The sequence below is a fragment of the Mucilaginibacter tolerans genome (genome assembly GCF_030519375.1).
Classification (GTDB): Bacteria; Bacteroidota; Bacteroidia; order Sphingobacteriales; family Sphingobacteriaceae; genus Mucilaginibacter.
In genome coordinates, this window is record NZ_JAUMKB010000012.1 from 32353 (window position 1) to 48899 (window position 16547).

Sequence of the window (16547 nt, forward strand, 5' to 3'; positions counted from 1 at the left end):
AGTGGATTATTTTAATAAATAACCTGTCATAATAAGGCTTTTGTCAGTGTAAAGATCAATGAAATCCACACTTTTTGCGGAAGGTAAATGTTGATAATCAGGTGAGTTAATTAACATTGCGTCAGTCGTTTATGTTTAGATAGTTATTGTATACGGTTGATAACCAGCGAATTATTTTATTAATATTATTTGTTTTATTCAATGTTGAATATTAAATTTGATATACGCGAAATTAACAGAAGTTATTAACATTTGTTATTAGCCAAGCCAAAAGCATCTACCTCTCATAACGTATTTAAAACCAATTATTTAAACTTGTGATGGAAGAGTTAGAAAATTATCTTATACTGAATAACTGGCTGCGTAATAATGATAATTCCTATTGGTTAACTTTAGGCAACTATTATTTTATAGAGATAATACTCAATAAGGATAAGTTTACTGCGGTTCGCAATGTGTACGACCCTTATTATTGCCGGATATCAAATAGTGAAGAGTGGCAGCCATCTATGATGCATAAAGCACTTATCCGGTTTATTGAGAATTACAACCGCCTGTATGATGAAACCCCACATCGTAAAAAGTTAGCTTAATTGAGCAGAAAGCGAAAAGCCAAAAAGGCTAAAGCTTTTACTCTTAAGTTTACATCCTGTGGCGAATTGCTAAATAAGCTTTTCGCTTTAATCTTTTAGCTTTCTGCTTTCACCTTTCCATTCTGTTCGTTCGAAAATGAGTAGGCGTTTTCAATCCCTTCGGCCTGTACGGTCTTCTCCAGTTTACGTATGTCGAACCCGCGGCCGGCAGCTACCAATACCAGGTGATTGTAGGTCATGCTGTCCATCGTTGGTTTACGGTTCAGTATCCATAAATATTTGCGGTTGGGGTGACCTACAACGGCATAACTATAGTCGGGCGCAAGCGCTATTACCCAATATTTACCGCTAAATGGCCATTGAAACTGCACCTCCAGCTTGGCGCTTTCTTTATCATCAACAGATGCCACGCCTTCAGCTACTTTAGCCTGTCCGTCCTTAATGCAGCTATTTACAATTCTTATTTTCCCGTCATCGCGCAAACTGTATTCGGCAGTAATATCCGTACATCCTTTCTCGAAATTCTGGGGAAATTTGGCTATCTCATACCATTTACCCAGATACCGTTCCAGCTCAAGGTTGCCGACAGTTTTAAGGGGTTTATTTCTTGTGGCTAAGGCAAAGGCGGCTATACCTAACCCAGCCAATGCGGTACCTGCTATGATCTCTTTTTTCATGCCTCAATAACAAGTTGGTTATATAAAAGTTCGGCATTTGGCTTTTTAAGTGCAAGCAAATCGCTAAATCGTTGATAATTATTTCGTTTTAGTTTAAAAATATTACGATGTTGAAAATTAATTATTAAATACTATAAACAATAATAGAGGGCATGGGTTGATTACTAAAACAGCAAAACCTATAAAAGAGATGGAAAATACTTCAAAAACGATCGAGATATTGGGTGATCTGATACTGATCAATAACGACCGTATAGAGGGTTATGAACGAGCGCTGAAAGAGCTAGAGGACGACCATGCAAATGCCGACCTTATACCTATGTTTTTACGATTTATAGACGATAGCAGGCGATATAAAGTAGAACTGGGTACCGAGATAGCAGCACTGGGCAGCGATATCAACACAGGCACTACTATCCCAGGGCAATTGCACCGGGCATGGATGTCAATCAAGGAAGCATTTACTGGGCACGACCGTCATAGCATACTGGAGGAATGCGAGTTTGGAGAAGACGCTATTCAAAAAACTTACCAGGAAGCATTAAACGAAGGAGTGCTGGCTGCTTACATCCGCGAAATGTTGATGGAGCAGGAACAGGAATTAATAGAAGCTCATGACGAGATAAAAGAACTTCGCGACAGCGTTTCTTAATCAAACCAAAAATCAACTTACACTAATTGGGGCCGCTTCGTTGATAAGACCGGAGCGGCTTTCTTGTGGAAAACTTTTGGATAAAATACAGAAAAACAGGCCATTTGCGTGTAACCAAACCAGGCTGTTTACGTAAAAGTGCGCAGAAACAGCCTGCTTCAGTATGAAAAAGATCGCTATAGTACTGTCTATCCTATGTTTAAGCGCTGCATTGTTCAGCTCTTGCTCAAAAGAAGCGCTTGCTCCTGCGCCACAACCAGGCAAAGGCAGCAGCACGGTTAGTCCTGCCAAAGATAATATCAGTCCCGTTACTCCTCCTGATCCTATATTGGGTCATATAAATACAGCAATAACTCTTTCGGGTCAATGGAAATTGGTGAAAGACTCGGTTAGTTTTTCGGGCGGCGAAGTGGCAGGAGCCCCCGAAGTATACACAGGTACGGCAGCAGATTATTTTGAATTTACAAACGATGGTAAGCTCTACATACAGGAAAATGGCGTGGTAGATACAGCAACGTATACCATCAACACAGATAAGAGTATCAACGTTAATTACCTGGTTTATAACGGTGTCCCTGTAACATCATATGGGTCAAATATTACTAATTTTCACCAGGTAAACTTAACCGGGACATCGGTAACGCTGACATCATCGGTTGCATCTGCCCAAGGTATCCAATACCGCACGATAGCATTGAAACGGTAATTTGCCTTCTTATTTTCGAACAAACAAGATCATTGCGGGGAACGAAGCAATCGCATACTGTGAAGTGTCAAGACGCATAGTTCGCGATCGCTCGCAAAGACGTTTTATTTAATTCGCATCCAGCACGGCCGCTGTAAAGGCACTCACCTCGCCATCAGGGTTAAGTCCTACCGAATTCTGGAAAAGTTTTACTGCGTTGTAGGTCATCTCGCCAAAAATATTATCAACGCCGCCGGTATCGAAACCACGGCGAGTCAATTCGGCCTGAATTTTTCCAATTTCTGTGGATACCATGTTTGGGCTGGTCAACCTATAGATGGTGACTGTAGGTGGCCTGTAGGGTGATATTGGGTTTTGTTTATAGGATACGCCCGGCACCAGTATACCCATGTCCCAGCGCCGGCCATCTACTACTGAATTGATGATGCCATCCTCACGCCCATGCGCCTCGACAGTGCCGCCGTTGCCATCTGATATAACAATATGCCCTACCGTTCCATTTCCTGCTAAACGCAATATAACCGCGCCGGGAGTTGATTTTGCTTCCTCAATGGTTACGATCTGACCTTTTTTATTGGCATCACGGTCCCAAAAGTCGCAGTGCTCATCTACCCCATCACAGCCATACAATATGCCGGTGGCCTGGTAATATATCCACGACACAAAATCGGCACTATCCCAGGGGCCTTTATAATCGGGGTTGCCTTTGGGCACCAATGCACCCAGGGCATAAGGCTCGCCTACGTGTTTGTCGCCTAAACTAACAATATCGTCGCCGGTCATTGTGACTTTATTTACAAATAAAATTACGCAATATTAGTAATTTTTACGATGACAATATGATGACAAAGACGAGATGCATACTTTGTTGCACTCTTTTCGCTTGTTTCATCATTTTAAAGCTGCAACAAGCAAAAACATCTGAAACATGATTAAGGGTAGTCAGGATCACTGAAGCAGCTTGCCGAAGATCAACACAAAAAAGGCATACTTTCCCTGGGCACCTTTGATCAATGAATGGAGATAGCCAAAAATGAACCTATACCCAAAATGGTATTCAGCGTGTTTTGGCACGAGGGTAAGCTTTAAATCCATTTTTTTCTGATACCAACCTGGGTAAATCGGTATTAGGTATACAGATCGGCAACAGCGTCAGCAACGGCAAACCTATACCGCGCTTTAAGCTTTAGGCTGATGTGCAACCGGTAGTTTACTTTGATTTCGAGATGGCAAAAAAAACAGTTAGAAGTAAGATATACTAATAACTATGAAGATCATTTTATATTCAACAATAACTTTTACCGCGCCGAGATTGATACCGATGAGGATATACCCGACGGAATGGATTTTGAGGAATGCTTAAGTTCCTGCTTAGAGCGTGTTGTTATTGAACTTAATGCTAAAGTATTGATTATTGATAATATCACTTACCTGGGTAATAAGACCGAAAAGGCAATGACACGATGGTGCTTTTGCCTTTCAGCTTTCAGCTCAATATATCGGATATTTCGGTAAAGCCTTTTTCCTTTGCCAGGTCAGCTGGAAGCTTGCCGCCTTCCATGCGCACATTGGTTTCGGCGCCGTTTTCGAGGAAAAGTATCAGTAGTTCCAAATTGCCATTTTGTGCAGCTGAGTGCAACGGGGTAGCGCCGGCCTGTTGCTTTACGTTCACTTTTGCGCCGTTCTCTATCAGCATGCGGGCAATATCCGTATAGTTCCCTGCCGCTGCTGAATGGATGGGGTAAACATGAAAGCCGTTATTAGATGGCAGGTTCACATCGGCACCTTTAAGCACCAGGTAACGTGCCACCTCAAACTGGCCGAAGTAACAGGCTAATCCAAGCGGCGTAAAACCATCAGGAGCATAGTCGTTTACTGCATCAGGATGTGTGTAAAGGATATGCGCCACAACATCAAACTTGCCGGCTGCCGATGCCTCAAACAAGTTAATTTCGTTGACATGCTTCAGCAATAATTCGGTTACAGATGGTTTTTTGTAGTAACACGAAAGCATGAGAGGAGAAACATTGGCCGATGTGGTTTTGGTCGCCAGCGAGGGATCGCTTACCAGCAGGTCATTAATGCCTGCAAGGTCAGCCGCCGCTATAAATTCTTCCAGTTTCTCAACGCTCATGCTTCAATATTACTAAAAATTTAAACTCAACCAACCGTTGTTAATAACTTGGCAAAAGTTAACAACTTTTGATATAAATGTGATTCCGAAAGACTGCTTAAGGGCAATAAAATTTAAAATCCGTGCCTGATATTGGTTTAATCTATTAACTTTACCTTTGCGTTTTAACGTGCAATGTAAGGATGCCGACTAAAGGGAATCAGTTTAAAACAAATATTTTAAAGGACGATAGTAAGTCCGAGCGGTCTTCGCAAAAAAGCGAGAGGCCATCCAGGCAAAAGCAGGAAAGGACACCTCCTTTTACGCTGAGCGACGGTCGCTATGCAAAAATAGCAGGGCTGTTTCTTCTCATTCTTTCCGTGTTTTTCCTGATCGCATTTACCTCCTACCTGTTTACCTGGCAGGAGGATCAAAGCTATGTATCGCCTGCTAACGGCGGCTGGCACAACCTGTTTAAAACCCAGCAGGAACTAATTGACAACGGCATTAAAAACCCTGTGGTTGAAAACTGGCTGGGCAAGTTCGGGGCATTGTTGTCCAACCAATTCATTTTCCAATGGTTTGGTGTGGCTTCCTTTATTTTTGTTTTTGTTTTCTTCATTGTTGGTTACCGTTTGCTCTTTAAAGTGCGTTTGTATCCTTTGGGTAAAACAACGGCCTATTCTCTGTTCCTGCTCATATTCACGTCGGTTACTTTAGGTTTTTTTCATGCCTTTTTTAGCGACGTACCGCATTTCCTGGAAGGCAACTTTGGTTTTTGGACCAACCGCCTAATGGATGCCCAGGTAGGCCAGGCCGGTACAGCGGGCATTTTGATATTTGCTGCGCTCACAGTGCTGATTATTGCTTATAACATCGACTTTAAGATACCTGCCCGCAGTAGGAAAGAATTGAACGAGGATGTGGTAGAGAATGTGGTACCTGAAGCGTATGAGCGTGAGGAAGATTATCTTTCCAGACCCGTTGAATGGCCCAAAAATGGCAATCGCGTAAAGGGCGATACAAAAGTTGGGGAGACTGTTCTGGAGACACCTGTTTTCCATGAGCCGATGGTACTCAAACCAGAACCGACAGCCAGTCATGAGCCTGAATTTGAGGATGAAATACCGTTAACTATCGATACAGCCCGTCCCACCAATGTATTGAATGTTGAACAGGAAGATGACACAAAGGCCAAAGATCTTGTAGCCCAGTTTGGTATTTACGACCACAAGCTGGAACTGGCTTCCTATAAACTGCCTACTCTTGACCTGCTTGAGAATTACGGGTCCAACAAGATCACTGTTAACTCAGAAGAACTGGAGGCCAATAAGAATAAGATTGTCGAAACGCTGAACCATTACAATATCGAGATCGATAAGATTAAGGCGACCATCGGTCCTACTGTTACTTTGTATGAGATCATCCCCGCTCCGGGTGTACGTATCTCCAAGATCAAAAATCTGGAGGATGATATTGCGCTTAGCTTAGCGGCTTTGGGTATCCGTATCATTGCCCCTATGCCCGGTAAGGGAACTATTGGTATCGAGGTACCTAATCAAAATCCTGAAATGGTTTCGATGCGGTCTATCTTATCTACCGAGAAGTTCCAGAATACGACCATGGATCTGCCTATCGCCCTTGGTAAAACCATCTCCAACGAGGTATTTATAGCCGATCTGGCTAAGATGCCGCACTTGCTGGTTGCCGGCGCAACAGGTCAGGGTAAATCGGTAGGGATTAACGCCATATTGGTTTCTCTGCTTTATAAAAGGCACCCGGCTGAATTGAAATTTGTGTTGGTCGACCCGAAAAAGGTAGAGTTGACTTTGTTCCGTAAGATCGAAAGGCATTTCCTGGCAAAACTGCCTGATGAATCGGATGCGATCATTACTGATACTAAGAAGGTGGTAAACACGCTTAATTCACTTTGTATCGAGATGGATCAGCGTTACGACCTGCTAAAAGATGCAGGCGTACGTAACCTGAAGGAATATAATCAGAAATTCATCAACCGTAAAATAAGCAACCCGGAGAAGCATCGCTACCTGCCATTCATCGTACTGGTGGTTGACGAGTTTGCCGACCTGATGATGACCGCAGGCAAGGAGGTAGAAATGCCTATTGCCCGTTTGGCGCAGCTGGCCCGTGCGGTAGGTATCCATTTGGTGATCGCTACACAAAGGCCTTCGGTAAATATTATTACGGGTACCATTAAAGCCAACTTTCCTTCGCGACTGGCATTCCGTGTATTATCAAAGATCGACTCGCGTACCATTCTCGATGCAGGCGGTGCAGATCAGTTGATCGGTCGCGGGGATATGCTGTTATCTACCGGCAGCGATTTGATACGATTACAATGTGCTTTTGTTGACACGCCTGAAGTAGAAAAAATATCCGATTATATCGGTAACCAGAAAGGCTATCCTACCGCTCTGTTACTGCCTGAGTACATCGGCGAAGGCGAAAGTAGCAGTTCAAAAGAATTCGATCCGGATGACCGTGATCCGATGTTTGAAGAAGCAGCACGCCTGATCGTAATGCATCAGCAGGGTTCAACTTCATTGATCCAGCGCAAACTGAAACTGGGCTATAACCGTGCAGGGCGCATCATCGACCAACTGGAGGCCGCGGGTATTGTTGGCCCATTTGAAGGCAGCAAAGCCCGCGATGTGCTTTTTAGCGATGAATACAGCCTGGAGAGACATTTGGAAACTTTGTCAAAAACTATTTAAAATTAAACCTGTTGCTTATTCCTCGATCTTAATTAGATGGAATAAGAATAAAATTTCTATGAAAAAAATACTGCTATACCTGCTGCTTACCGGTCTGACCTTTAATTATGCATTCGCTCAGAAAGATGCCGATGCCAAAAAAATACTGAACCAGGTGAGCAAGAAATACCGCTCCTATGATGTGATAAAAACCGACTTCACATTCACCTACGAAAACCCGCAGGCAGGTACGAAAGACAGCCAGATAGGTACGATGATATCGCGCTCAAAAGTCAATAAATATAAAGTGAGCATCTATAATCCTGAAGATAAGCAGGCTGTAGATGAAGAGATCATCAGCGATGGCAAAAGCCAATGGACTTACGTAAGGAAAAACAAAGAGATAGAGCTAACCGAGGTTGACAACAGCAGCGAAAGCCTGAACCCGGCGCAGATATTCACCGTTTATGAGAAAGGCTATAAATATGTTTACAACGGTGACGCCAAGGTAGACGGCAGGTTGTGCCAGGTGATTGACCTGACGCCTGAGGATGAGAAAAAACCTTTCTTTAAAATACGCTTGTCGATAGATAAAGTAAAGAAACAAATATCCAGCGCGATGATTTTTGACAAGAACGGAAGCCGCTATAATTACGTCATCCGCGCTTTTACACCAAATGTAAAGGTGCCCGAAAGCACCTTCCTGTTTGATAAAAAGAATTACCCGGGAGCGGAGTTGGTGGACCTTAGATAGATTTGAGATTTGAGATCCTAAATTCTTATTAACATGATAGAATTACAAATCCCGCCTGCAGCAATCGAAGACAAAGACTCATTTGAGATCCTTAGCGTTTGGGCCGCATTTGGAGAACAACACGTTACAATTCATTCAGGACTTAATGGCGACGCCAAATACTTCGGCTTTTTGTTAGCAGAATTGGCTTTACACGCGTCTAAATTATATGCGCAACGATTAAATCTGCCTGAGATAGAATCGCTTAAATATGTTCTGGAAGGATTTAACGCTGAAATCATAAAGGAATCAGGCAATCCCACCGGAACTATTCAATAACTGCTTACTTGATCTTCTTAAATGTGATCTGCTCGTAACGGAATCCACCTGACGTTTGCACACCTTGAGAAAGAATAAGATTTGCAGTATCAAGTTTATCAATTGAAAGCGGAGGAGTCTGTGTTCGGACTGTTGAAACTACTCCATTTATTTTTGCATACAAATTAATCCAGGCAACCTGGGTACTGGATACTCCATAAATAGCGGTATCTATATAGCTCGGGCCTTCGTTAATATACAGGTTGCCATATTTGGTGAACTTAAAATAGTCGCCAGCAACGCCATGGTAAACCGAATTACTACTATTATAATTTACAGAATCTTTTACAATTGCCCAATTGCCAACCACTCTGGTATCACCTATCAGCGTGGTGCTGGTATCGGCATGACTAGGGGTAGCAACAGGCATAATATTTGATTTACCACAAGAAAACAACACACAGCTAATTAATGCAATAAATAATACTTTGTAAATAATCTTCATTGTCAGGTTTATCTATTCGTTTATTAGGAATTCGTTTTGTTTAGTTACTTGATCTTCTTGAATGTGATCTGCTCAAAATGCTGGCCGGCTGATGCTTGCACTGTTTGTGACAGTATAAGGTTGGCAGTATCAAGTCTCACTATATTCAGAGGTGGTGTGGTTGTATGAGCCGTTGAAATTAATCCGTTCGACTCCATATAAGTATTAATCCACCCCACCTGCACAGTAGTAACTGCATAAATGGCAGTGTCTATAAAATTTCCGTTTTGTTCTGAAATATACAGATTACCGTACTTGGTGAATTTATAATGATCGCCCGCAACTCCATGATACACAATTTTATTATTGTCATAAAACACAGAGTCTGTCACAATTGCCCAATTCCCAACCAGCCTGGTATCGCCGATCAGGGTTGAACTGGTATCCGCTCTGGGTATCACAGTAGGTGTAACATGCGATTTGCCGCAGGAGTATAATGCAGCGCAAATAAGGGCAATAAATGATAGTTTGTAAATAGTATCCATAGTCAGGTTTATTTATTGGTACAAGATAATCAAACAATTAATTATTAGGAATACGTTTTAAATATACTAAACGCTACAACCGAAGAAGAATTATAATTACTTATCTAAAGAGTCAACTCTTCTATTTGCTGCGGCTCATTATAGTTGCTGTACCGAAGCCAGTTTGGCGTTACTTTTATATGAACAAGCCCCGGCCATGTTTCTGCACGTTCCCTCCCATCTGGAAAAGCTCTGAAATACACTTCTCTCAGATTATCCGCTCCGTCATTGTCTCCCAAAATCTCAGCCACGCCTTCATATTGAACAGTGATTTCATCGTCCCAGCCAATTGCTAAGGCTACGTTAGGTTTATTCAGTATATTCAGGTATTTGCGCGATGTTTTGACCGTATCAAAAACAATCTCAAGATTTACTGAAATTGCAATTCCTACTACCGCAGCCTCAGGCTTATCGTCTGGATTAACAGTAGACACCACACCCAATTTCTGCTGGTTAATGAATTCGTATATCAGTTCCTTGGTGACGTTCATACTGTCAAAGTTAGACCTTTAGTAATTAATATAGCTATACCTCTTTGATTGATAAGATAGTATCAACAAAAATGGTAAATTAGCTAAACCAATTATTAACCCAACTCATGAGCAAACGCAAACTTGCCCTTATCCTTCTTGTGCTTTTTAGTTTAGGCTGCAAAAAGAAAGAAAATACCAAACCAGTAACACCCGTAATAATACCTGATGTCCCGAATGATCAGCATATATCCGTGTTTACACAACATAACAACAATACCCGCTCCGGTTTAAACGACCAGGAAAAGAAGCTGACTACCAGCAACGTTAATTCTGCACAGTTTGGAAAACTGTTTGAGCTTGCTGTTGATGACCAGGTTTACTCGCAGCCTCTAGTAGTTGGCAAACTTAGCATAGCCTCAGGCACACATAATGTAGCCTTTATCGCGACTGTAAATAATTCCATTTATGCATATGATGGCGATAGCGGCCGTTTGTTCTGGAAAAAGAATTATACGGCGACAGGCATGCGTCCGCCAAAAAACACCGACATGACCGGTGCCTGTGGCGGGCAGTACCAAGACTTCAGCGGCGACATTGGTATTGTTGGCACACCGGTTATTGACTCGGTATCGCAAACGCTTTATTTTGTTGCCAGAAGTACTAATGGGGCCACTTATGTCCAACACCTCCACGCTGTAGGCCTGACAGACGGCAGCGAACGCCCGGGCAGTCCGGTAAAAATTACTGCTACTTATAATGGCGGCGGCGATGGCAACGTAAATAATGTAATCACTTTTGATGCACAACGCCAAAATCAACGCGCTGCTCTTACCCTGGTTAATGGTATTGTCTATGTCACCTTTTCATCGCATTGCGACTGGGGGCCATATCATGGCTGGGTGCTAGGCTACAATGCCAGCTCATTACAGCAACAGATTGTCTACAATGATACACCTGACGGATATGATGGGGGTATTTGGGAAAGCGGAATGGGTATGGCTTCTGATGCGCAAGGCAGTCTTTACTTAGTGATTGGCAACGGTACGGTGGGTGCTAATGGCGATCCGACGGTACTTACCAATCGCGGGGAGAGTGCTTTGAAGCTCACGCCTTCAGGTTCTTCACTAACAATCAACTCTTATTTCACGCCATACAATTTTCAATATCTGGAAGATAACGACCTGGACTACGGTTGCATGGGGTCGTTCCTGATCCCTAATTCGAACTATTATTTTACCAGTTGTAAGGATGGCAATATCTATTTGCTTAACAAAAATAACATGGGTGGTTTCACGGCATCGTCTAACCAGGTACAACAAATTATCACCTTAAGTTCAAACTCCAACATGCATTGCCAGCCCGCTTATGGCAAAGTATCCAATGGTGAATTTGTTTATATCTGGCCCGAAAATGACCAGATTCGTGCTTTTCCTTTTGACAGGGGTAGTAATACATTTAACATCACCAACGAGGTTATAGGCATGAGCGGTCCGCAGGGGCAAAATGGCGCTATGATATCGGTATCTTCAAACGGCACAAGTGCAGGATCTGGTATTGTATGGGCGTCATACTCAGCAAATGCAGATGCTGAACATGCCGTAGGCCCTGGCATCCTGAGAGCATTCGATGCCAGCGACGTGACCAAGGAGCTTTGGAACAGCAGCCAAACCGGATCCGACATGCCTGGCAATTATGCTAAATTCTCGGCGCCGACCATCGCCAATGGGCATGTTTACCTGGCAACGTTTTCAGGCAAGGTGGTGGTGTATGGAATAAAGTAAAGGGATTATTGCGTTCGGAAGAATAAAACGAGAATGGGAATGTGCGATTCCTTCCTCGGGGAAGGTGCAGGTAGGGGTTTTACGACAGCTTTTAATAGCGAAGAAACCCCTCCCTGCCACATCACACCCAACCGCCCCCCTCCCCTAGGAGGGAATTATACCGATATTCAAATCTTCTTAAATATCATTCTGCATTGCCAGCCTTCACTCTTCTCTCCATTACTTCACGCCAGGTAGTAAGGATATAACCATTTTTCGTCAAAAATTCTTTCAAGCGCGGATCGAGCATGGCCATCAGGTCGCCTTTGCGTTTCTGGCCCTCGCTGCAGATGTATTTAAATGCCGACGAAGGGTCGGTACAATGCATGATGACCATCGTCAGGCCCGGGCTCAACCGGCCGATACTTTCGATATAATGATCGGTGTACCATTTTTGTATCTCGGCATCAGTTTTATGTTCAATATCTGACATCACCCAGTCGTAGCTGGAGTTATGCAGATCGTCAAGCACAGGCAATCCATTTTTCCAAAGCATTGTGCCTATATCTTTGGCTTTGCCTAACTCAGCCGGTTCGGGAATAGTCATTCCTTCGGTATAAGTTCCTGCCTTTTTCATATTGGCGATAACCGCACCTTTTGCTTCTGCGCGATAGAACAGATCATCGCCGCCGGGGAACATTACGGGTATTTGTTTCTCGATGCCAAGCTTAAGGTATTTTTCAAGGAAAGCTTCTTTTGCAAAAAGGGTTCCCATGTGCGAGTCGAGGTGCGTGGGCTTAAAACCCATAGCCAAGGCTTTATCCAGTTGTGCCCGTATCTCCATATCTATTTCATCAGGCTTTGCACTAAAATAAACAGCACCTACGGTCGGGTAAAAGTAGCCCTGCTTATCAATTAACCCCGGCACCTTGCTTCTGTCTGACAGTGGCCCCCATTTGTAAACACTCCACTCTGACGTTAAAGTAAGGTGTAATCCTGCATCCATATTGGGATGATCCTTGATATATTTCACGATCTCGGGCACCCAGGGACAAGGCATCATTACGCTTGTTGAAGTTGCTACGCCCTCGCCTGTTGCTTTTTCAACACCCTCATCCGAATCGTGCGACATGCCCGCGTCGTCAACATGCAATATCAGTACTTTAGCACCTTTGGGCCAGCCCAGTTTTTCAGCATAGGTTTTGGCTTGCGCAAAGGAACAAACGGCTAATCCGGCAAAGAAAGCGGTAAGAAGAATTTTCTTCATATTACAAGGTTTATAAATGGAACAATAAATATAAATCTTTTAGCTTTACCCCATCATCATGAGCAAACTGCAATTTAAAAACAAGTGGGTATTGGTTACCGGGGCATCATCGGGGTTGGGTGAAGAAATGGCCCGGCAACTTGCATTTCAACATGGCGCCAATCTTATTCTATTGGCAAGGCGAAAGGACAAGCTGGAACAACTGAAAACAGAATTAGAAAAAGAAGCAAAAGTAAGTGTAAAAACCATCGTTGCAGACTTATCTAAACTGGATGATGTTGACAGGGCAATTGACCAGCTATTGGCTGATGGACAATTATACGCGGCCATTTTGAATGCAGGGATTACCTACTTCGGCAAGCATGCTGAATTATCATGGGAACAGTTTCAAACCATGCTGCAAACCAACGTAGTAAGCGTAGTACGTTTTACTAACAGACTGGTATCACATTTTGAATCTACGGGCAAATCAGGCGGCGTTTTGATCGTTTCGAGCATGGCGGCAATACACCCTGTCCCCTATCAGTCGGCTTACTCGGGTACAAAATCATTTATACTCAGTTTTGCTACTGCCTTAATGCATGAGATCAAAAACAAGCAATTTTCTTTATCGGTTTATGCTCCCGGCGGTATCGTGACTGAAATGACTGCCGGCGATAACTTCCACGATCTGCAGGGCTGGCTGATGCCTGTAAAACAGGCTGCCAGGGAAGGTATCGATGCTTTCCGCAGCCGAAAACTGATTCATGTACCAGGTATAATGAACAGGGTTGGTGGATTTTTTATGAAGTTCCTTTCTAAACGATTTGTGATGGGGAAGATGAGCAAAGTGTACGAAAAATCACTGGTGAAAGCGCAAGAGAGAAATTCTAAATCCTGAGTTGTAAACTCTAAAGGCGAAACACTAAATTTCTAAAAACAATTGATAAATATTTTGTAAAAAAGTAAAAATCTCACCTCTCAAATCTCACATCTCAAATCTATTCTTGTATTTTTGGGACTGATGCTAACGTTTACCACCCATACCCTTGAAAAACTGGAATTGCTGCTTAAATCGGCCGGGTATAAGGTACGGTACGAGAAAGGGAACTTTAAAACCGGCGCTTGTATGCTCCTGAGCAGCAAGGTCGTGGTGGTTAATAAATTCTCGAACCTTGAAAGCAAGATCCATGCATTAACCGAGTTGATACGCGAGCTGGACATCGATCTCAACCTGCTGGATGACAAGCAAACTGCATTATTACAACAAATAAAACAAACCAGGCTGCAACTGTGACCATTACTTTTTTAGGAACCGGAACTTCACAGGGTGTACCTGTTATAGCATGCAACTGCGACGTATGTACTTCGCCTGACCCACGGGATAAACGGCTTCGTTCTTCTATACTCATCGAAACTGAAGGCAAAGTAATTGTGATCGACTCCGGACCCGACTTTCGTTACCAGATGCTGCGAGCCAAAGTAAAACATCTGGATGCTATTGTCTTCACCCATGAGCATAAGGATCATATTGCAGGCATGGATGATATTCGCGCTTTTAATTATCGCCAGGAGACCGCAATTGATGTGTATGCTACTGAACGTGTACAAGAGGCTTTGAAAAGGGAATTCTCGTACATTTTTCACGAGATGAAGTATCCGGGTATCCCCGAGATCGAACTGCATACCATCAACCTGAAACCATTTTTAGTGCACGATGTGAAGTTTCTACCTATTGAGGTGATGCACTACAAATTGCCGATCATGGGCTTTCGTATTGGCGATTTCACCTATATAACTGACGCCAAAACTATATCTGAGCACGAAAAGCAAAAAATAAAGGGAACCAAAACCCTGGTGATCAACGCACTGCAGATAGAAAAGCATATCTCACACTTTACTTTTGTGGAAGCCATTGCTTTTGCCAAAGAGATCGGCGCAGAGAAAACCTATTTTACCCATATCAGTCACCGCCTGGGCAGGCATGAGTCGATTCTTGGTTTGCTGCCGAAAAATATAACACTTGCTTATGATGGGTTAGTGATTGAAGCGCAATAATTACAATTTTACCAAACTCACCCGCTCAATCGTTGCTTTATACTGATCGTTTTTCCCCTTATTTCGTAAAACAATTACGCCTCGCAGTGTAACTTCCTTATTGTTGATCCGGGTAAATTGACCATCGTTATATTCAAACAATCCCTGATGTGTTCCTGCTAAGTAAAGCGGGCAATCCTGGCTGAAATCAACCCACAATGCGTTACCGGTTGAAGAATCAGTAAAAAGACTATCGCTTACCAATGCTGAAATGCCCTTATCCTCTTCGTACTTCCCCGAAATTTCGATGTACTGCTGATCGTAATCATCCAGGCTGTCCATCAACTGTTTAAAGTTGATCGTTTTAAAATCTTTATCGATATCGCATTCACTTTTGAATATCTTCTTTTCATGTTTGCACGATTGCAAAGTCATCAGCGCAAGCAAAGCCACTAAACCCAAAGGTTTATTCAGGAATTGGAGAGATTGTTTTTGGTGGGGTAAGGCCATAACAACAGATATTTCATATAAAACAATAATTTCCTGTATAAGAGCCGCTCTAACAGGAAACTCACCCAACAGACAATATACTAAATAAAAGGTTTAATTGCTACACAAACTTGTTACAAAAGCAAAAAAGCCATCCAATAAACGTTAAAACACTTATAATTGCATTATAACCATCCGTCTATTATGATTAGAAAATCCATTACTGCTGCATTGATATTTATGGCATTTACTGCGCAGGCCCAACAAACTACCGCTACAAACATGACACCTGATGACGCCAAAAAATGGCAGGACCCTGAATACAGCTTTCATAACGATTGGGCTAACATAAGAAAGTACCAGGACGAGAATAGCAAATTACCACCACCGGCACCAGGCGAAAACCGAGTTATATTTATGGGCAACTCCATCACCGAGTTCTGGAAAGCCAATGATCCCGGCTATTTCACCAGTTACGTTAACAGAGGGATTAGCGGACAAACCACACCGCAAATGCTTATTCGGTTCCGCGAGGACGTAATCAACCTAAAGCCTACTGTCGTTGTCATATTAGCCGGCATTAATGATATTGCTCAAAATACCGGCCCTATAAAATTGGAAGATACTTTCGGCAATATTGTTTCAATGGCAGAATTGGCCAGAGCAGAACATATTAAAGTGGTGATGTCATCGGTACTTCCGGCTAATCATTTTCCGTGGAGGCCAGCCATTATTCCAACCGAAAAAGTGATCGCCCTGAATAAAATGCTCAAAGACTATGCAGATGCCAACAACATCGTTTACCTGGATTATTATTCAGCCATGGTGGATGACCAGAAAGGGTTGCCTTTAAATTTGTCAGGCGATGGGGTGCACCCAAATTTAGCCGGATACAAGGTAATGGAACCTCTGGCCGAAAAAGCCATTGCCGAAGCATTGAAGCGTAAACAGTAGCTTTACATTAAGCT

The 16547-nt window shown here is 43.0% G+C and carries 19 protein-coding genes; 11 read left to right on the forward strand and 8 right to left on the reverse strand.

The genetic code is table 11. The annotated features are described in order from the left end of the window. Positions 1-320: 320 nt before the first annotated feature. Positions 321-593 (forward strand): hypothetical protein, encoded by a 273-nt coding sequence (locus Q3A68_RS16660; protein ID WP_302902248.1) that lies wholly within the window; start codon positions 321-323, stop codon positions 591-593. A 95-nt stretch (positions 594-688) separates the two neighbouring features. On the opposite strand, the gene Q3A68_RS16665 is transcribed toward Q3A68_RS16660, so the two are convergent. After that, positions 689-1270, reverse strand: coding sequence for a lipocalin family protein (locus Q3A68_RS16665; RefSeq protein WP_302902249.1), 582 nt, complete (start codon positions 1268-1270; stop codon positions 689-691). Between the two features lie 190 nt (positions 1271-1460). On the opposite strand from Q3A68_RS16665, the gene Q3A68_RS16670 reads away from it, so the two are divergent. Beyond that, entirely contained in the window at positions 1461-1922 is a 462-nt protein-coding gene (locus Q3A68_RS16670; protein ID WP_302902250.1) for a ferritin-like domain-containing protein, read from the forward strand. 163 nt (positions 1923-2085) lie between these two features. Continuing rightward, positions 2086-2628 (forward strand): hypothetical protein, encoded by a 543-nt coding sequence (locus tag Q3A68_RS16675; RefSeq protein ID WP_302902251.1) that lies wholly within the window; start codon positions 2086-2088, stop codon positions 2626-2628. 108 nt (positions 2629-2736) lie between these two features. Here Q3A68_RS16675 and Q3A68_RS16680 read toward each other — a convergent pair whose 3' ends face one another. Together Q3A68_RS16680 and Q3A68_RS16685 are read right to left on the reverse strand one after the other, a co-directional pair. After that, positions 2737-3411: a C40 family peptidase gene (locus tag Q3A68_RS16680; RefSeq protein ID WP_302902252.1), complete on the reverse strand. Its 675-nt coding sequence runs from the start codon at positions 3409-3411 to the stop codon at positions 2737-2739. 703 nt (positions 3412-4114) lie between these two features. Then, entirely contained in the window at positions 4115-4762 is a 648-nt protein-coding gene (locus Q3A68_RS16685) for an ankyrin repeat domain-containing protein (RefSeq protein ID WP_302902253.1), read from the reverse strand. A 182-nt stretch (positions 4763-4944) separates the two neighbouring features. On the opposite strand from Q3A68_RS16685, the gene Q3A68_RS16690 reads away from it, so the two are divergent. The 3 genes from Q3A68_RS16690 to Q3A68_RS16700 are packed head-to-tail and all read left to right on the forward strand — an operon-like array spanning position 4945 to position 8527. Then, entirely contained in the window at positions 4945-7476 is a 2532-nt protein-coding gene (locus Q3A68_RS16690; protein WP_302902254.1) for an FtsK/SpoIIIE family DNA translocase, read from the forward strand. A gap of 58 nt (positions 7477-7534) precedes the next feature. Continuing rightward, positions 7535-8209 (forward strand): outer membrane lipoprotein periplasmic chaperone LolA1, encoded by a 675-nt coding sequence (lolA1, locus tag Q3A68_RS16695; RefSeq protein ID WP_302902255.1) that lies wholly within the window; start codon positions 7535-7537, stop codon positions 8207-8209. Between the two features lie 33 nt (positions 8210-8242). Continuing rightward, positions 8243-8527, forward strand: coding sequence for a DUF5076 domain-containing protein (locus Q3A68_RS16700; RefSeq protein WP_302902256.1), 285 nt, complete (start codon positions 8243-8245; stop codon positions 8525-8527). A 4-nt stretch (positions 8528-8531) separates the two neighbouring features. Here the strand turns inward: Q3A68_RS16700 and Q3A68_RS16705 are convergent, their stop codons facing one another. The 3 genes from Q3A68_RS16705 to Q3A68_RS16715 all read right to left on the reverse strand — a co-directional run bounded on the left by Q3A68_RS16705 (position 8532) and on the right by Q3A68_RS16715 (position 10065). Further along, a complete protein-coding gene (locus Q3A68_RS16705; RefSeq protein WP_302902257.1) occupies positions 8532-9011 on the reverse strand; it encodes a hypothetical protein in 480 nt (159 codons plus the stop codon). A 44-nt stretch (positions 9012-9055) separates the two neighbouring features. Then, positions 9056-9535 (reverse strand): hypothetical protein, encoded by a 480-nt coding sequence (locus tag Q3A68_RS16710; protein WP_302902258.1) that lies wholly within the window; start codon positions 9533-9535, stop codon positions 9056-9058. A gap of 104 nt (positions 9536-9639) precedes the next feature. Beyond that, entirely contained in the window at positions 9640-10065 is a 426-nt protein-coding gene (locus Q3A68_RS16715) for a pyridoxamine 5'-phosphate oxidase family protein (RefSeq protein WP_302902259.1), read from the reverse strand. Between the two features lie 107 nt (positions 10066-10172). On the opposite strand from Q3A68_RS16715, the gene Q3A68_RS16720 reads away from it, so the two are divergent. Beyond that, the gene (locus tag Q3A68_RS16720) at positions 10173-11828 is read left to right on the forward strand and encodes a hypothetical protein (RefSeq protein WP_302902260.1); all 1656 of its coding nucleotides are present in this window, start codon (positions 10173-10175) and stop codon (positions 11826-11828) included. Positions 11829-12012: 184 nt separating this feature from the next. Here the strand turns inward: Q3A68_RS16720 and Q3A68_RS16725 are convergent, their stop codons facing one another. After that, positions 12013-13074, reverse strand: a complete 1062-nt coding sequence (locus tag Q3A68_RS16725; protein ID WP_302902261.1) for a polysaccharide deacetylase family protein — start codon at positions 13072-13074, stop codon at positions 12013-12015. Positions 13075-13132: 58 nt separating this feature from the next. Between Q3A68_RS16725 and Q3A68_RS16730 the strand changes: the two genes are divergently transcribed. The 3 genes from Q3A68_RS16730 (at position 13133) to Q3A68_RS16740 (ending at position 15111) form a co-directional block, all read left to right on the forward strand. After that, positions 13133-13954, forward strand: coding sequence for an SDR family NAD(P)-dependent oxidoreductase (locus Q3A68_RS16730; RefSeq protein ID WP_302902262.1), 822 nt, complete (start codon positions 13133-13135; stop codon positions 13952-13954). Positions 13955-14077: 123 nt separating this feature from the next. Continuing rightward, a complete protein-coding gene (locus Q3A68_RS16735; protein ID WP_302902263.1) occupies positions 14078-14350 on the forward strand; it encodes a hypothetical protein in 273 nt (90 codons plus the stop codon). Beyond that, the gene (locus Q3A68_RS16740) at positions 14347-15111 is read left to right on the forward strand and encodes an MBL fold metallo-hydrolase (RefSeq protein WP_302902264.1); all 765 of its coding nucleotides are present in this window, start codon (positions 14347-14349) and stop codon (positions 15109-15111) included. Before Q3A68_RS16735 ends, Q3A68_RS16740 begins: the two co-directional genes overlap by 4 nt. Here the strand turns inward: Q3A68_RS16740 and Q3A68_RS16745 are convergent, their stop codons facing one another. Further along, positions 15112-15600: a hypothetical protein gene (locus tag Q3A68_RS16745; protein WP_302902265.1), complete on the reverse strand. Its 489-nt coding sequence runs from the start codon at positions 15598-15600 to the stop codon at positions 15112-15114. It lies immediately after the preceding gene. 183 nt (positions 15601-15783) lie between these two features. On the opposite strand from Q3A68_RS16745, the gene Q3A68_RS16750 reads away from it, so the two are divergent. Continuing rightward, positions 15784-16533 carry an SGNH/GDSL hydrolase family protein gene (locus Q3A68_RS16750; RefSeq protein ID WP_302902266.1) on the forward strand — a complete coding sequence of 250 codons (750 nt, stop codon included), beginning with the start codon at positions 15784-15786 and terminating at the stop codon, positions 16531-16533. Positions 16534-16547: the final 14 nt, after the last annotated feature.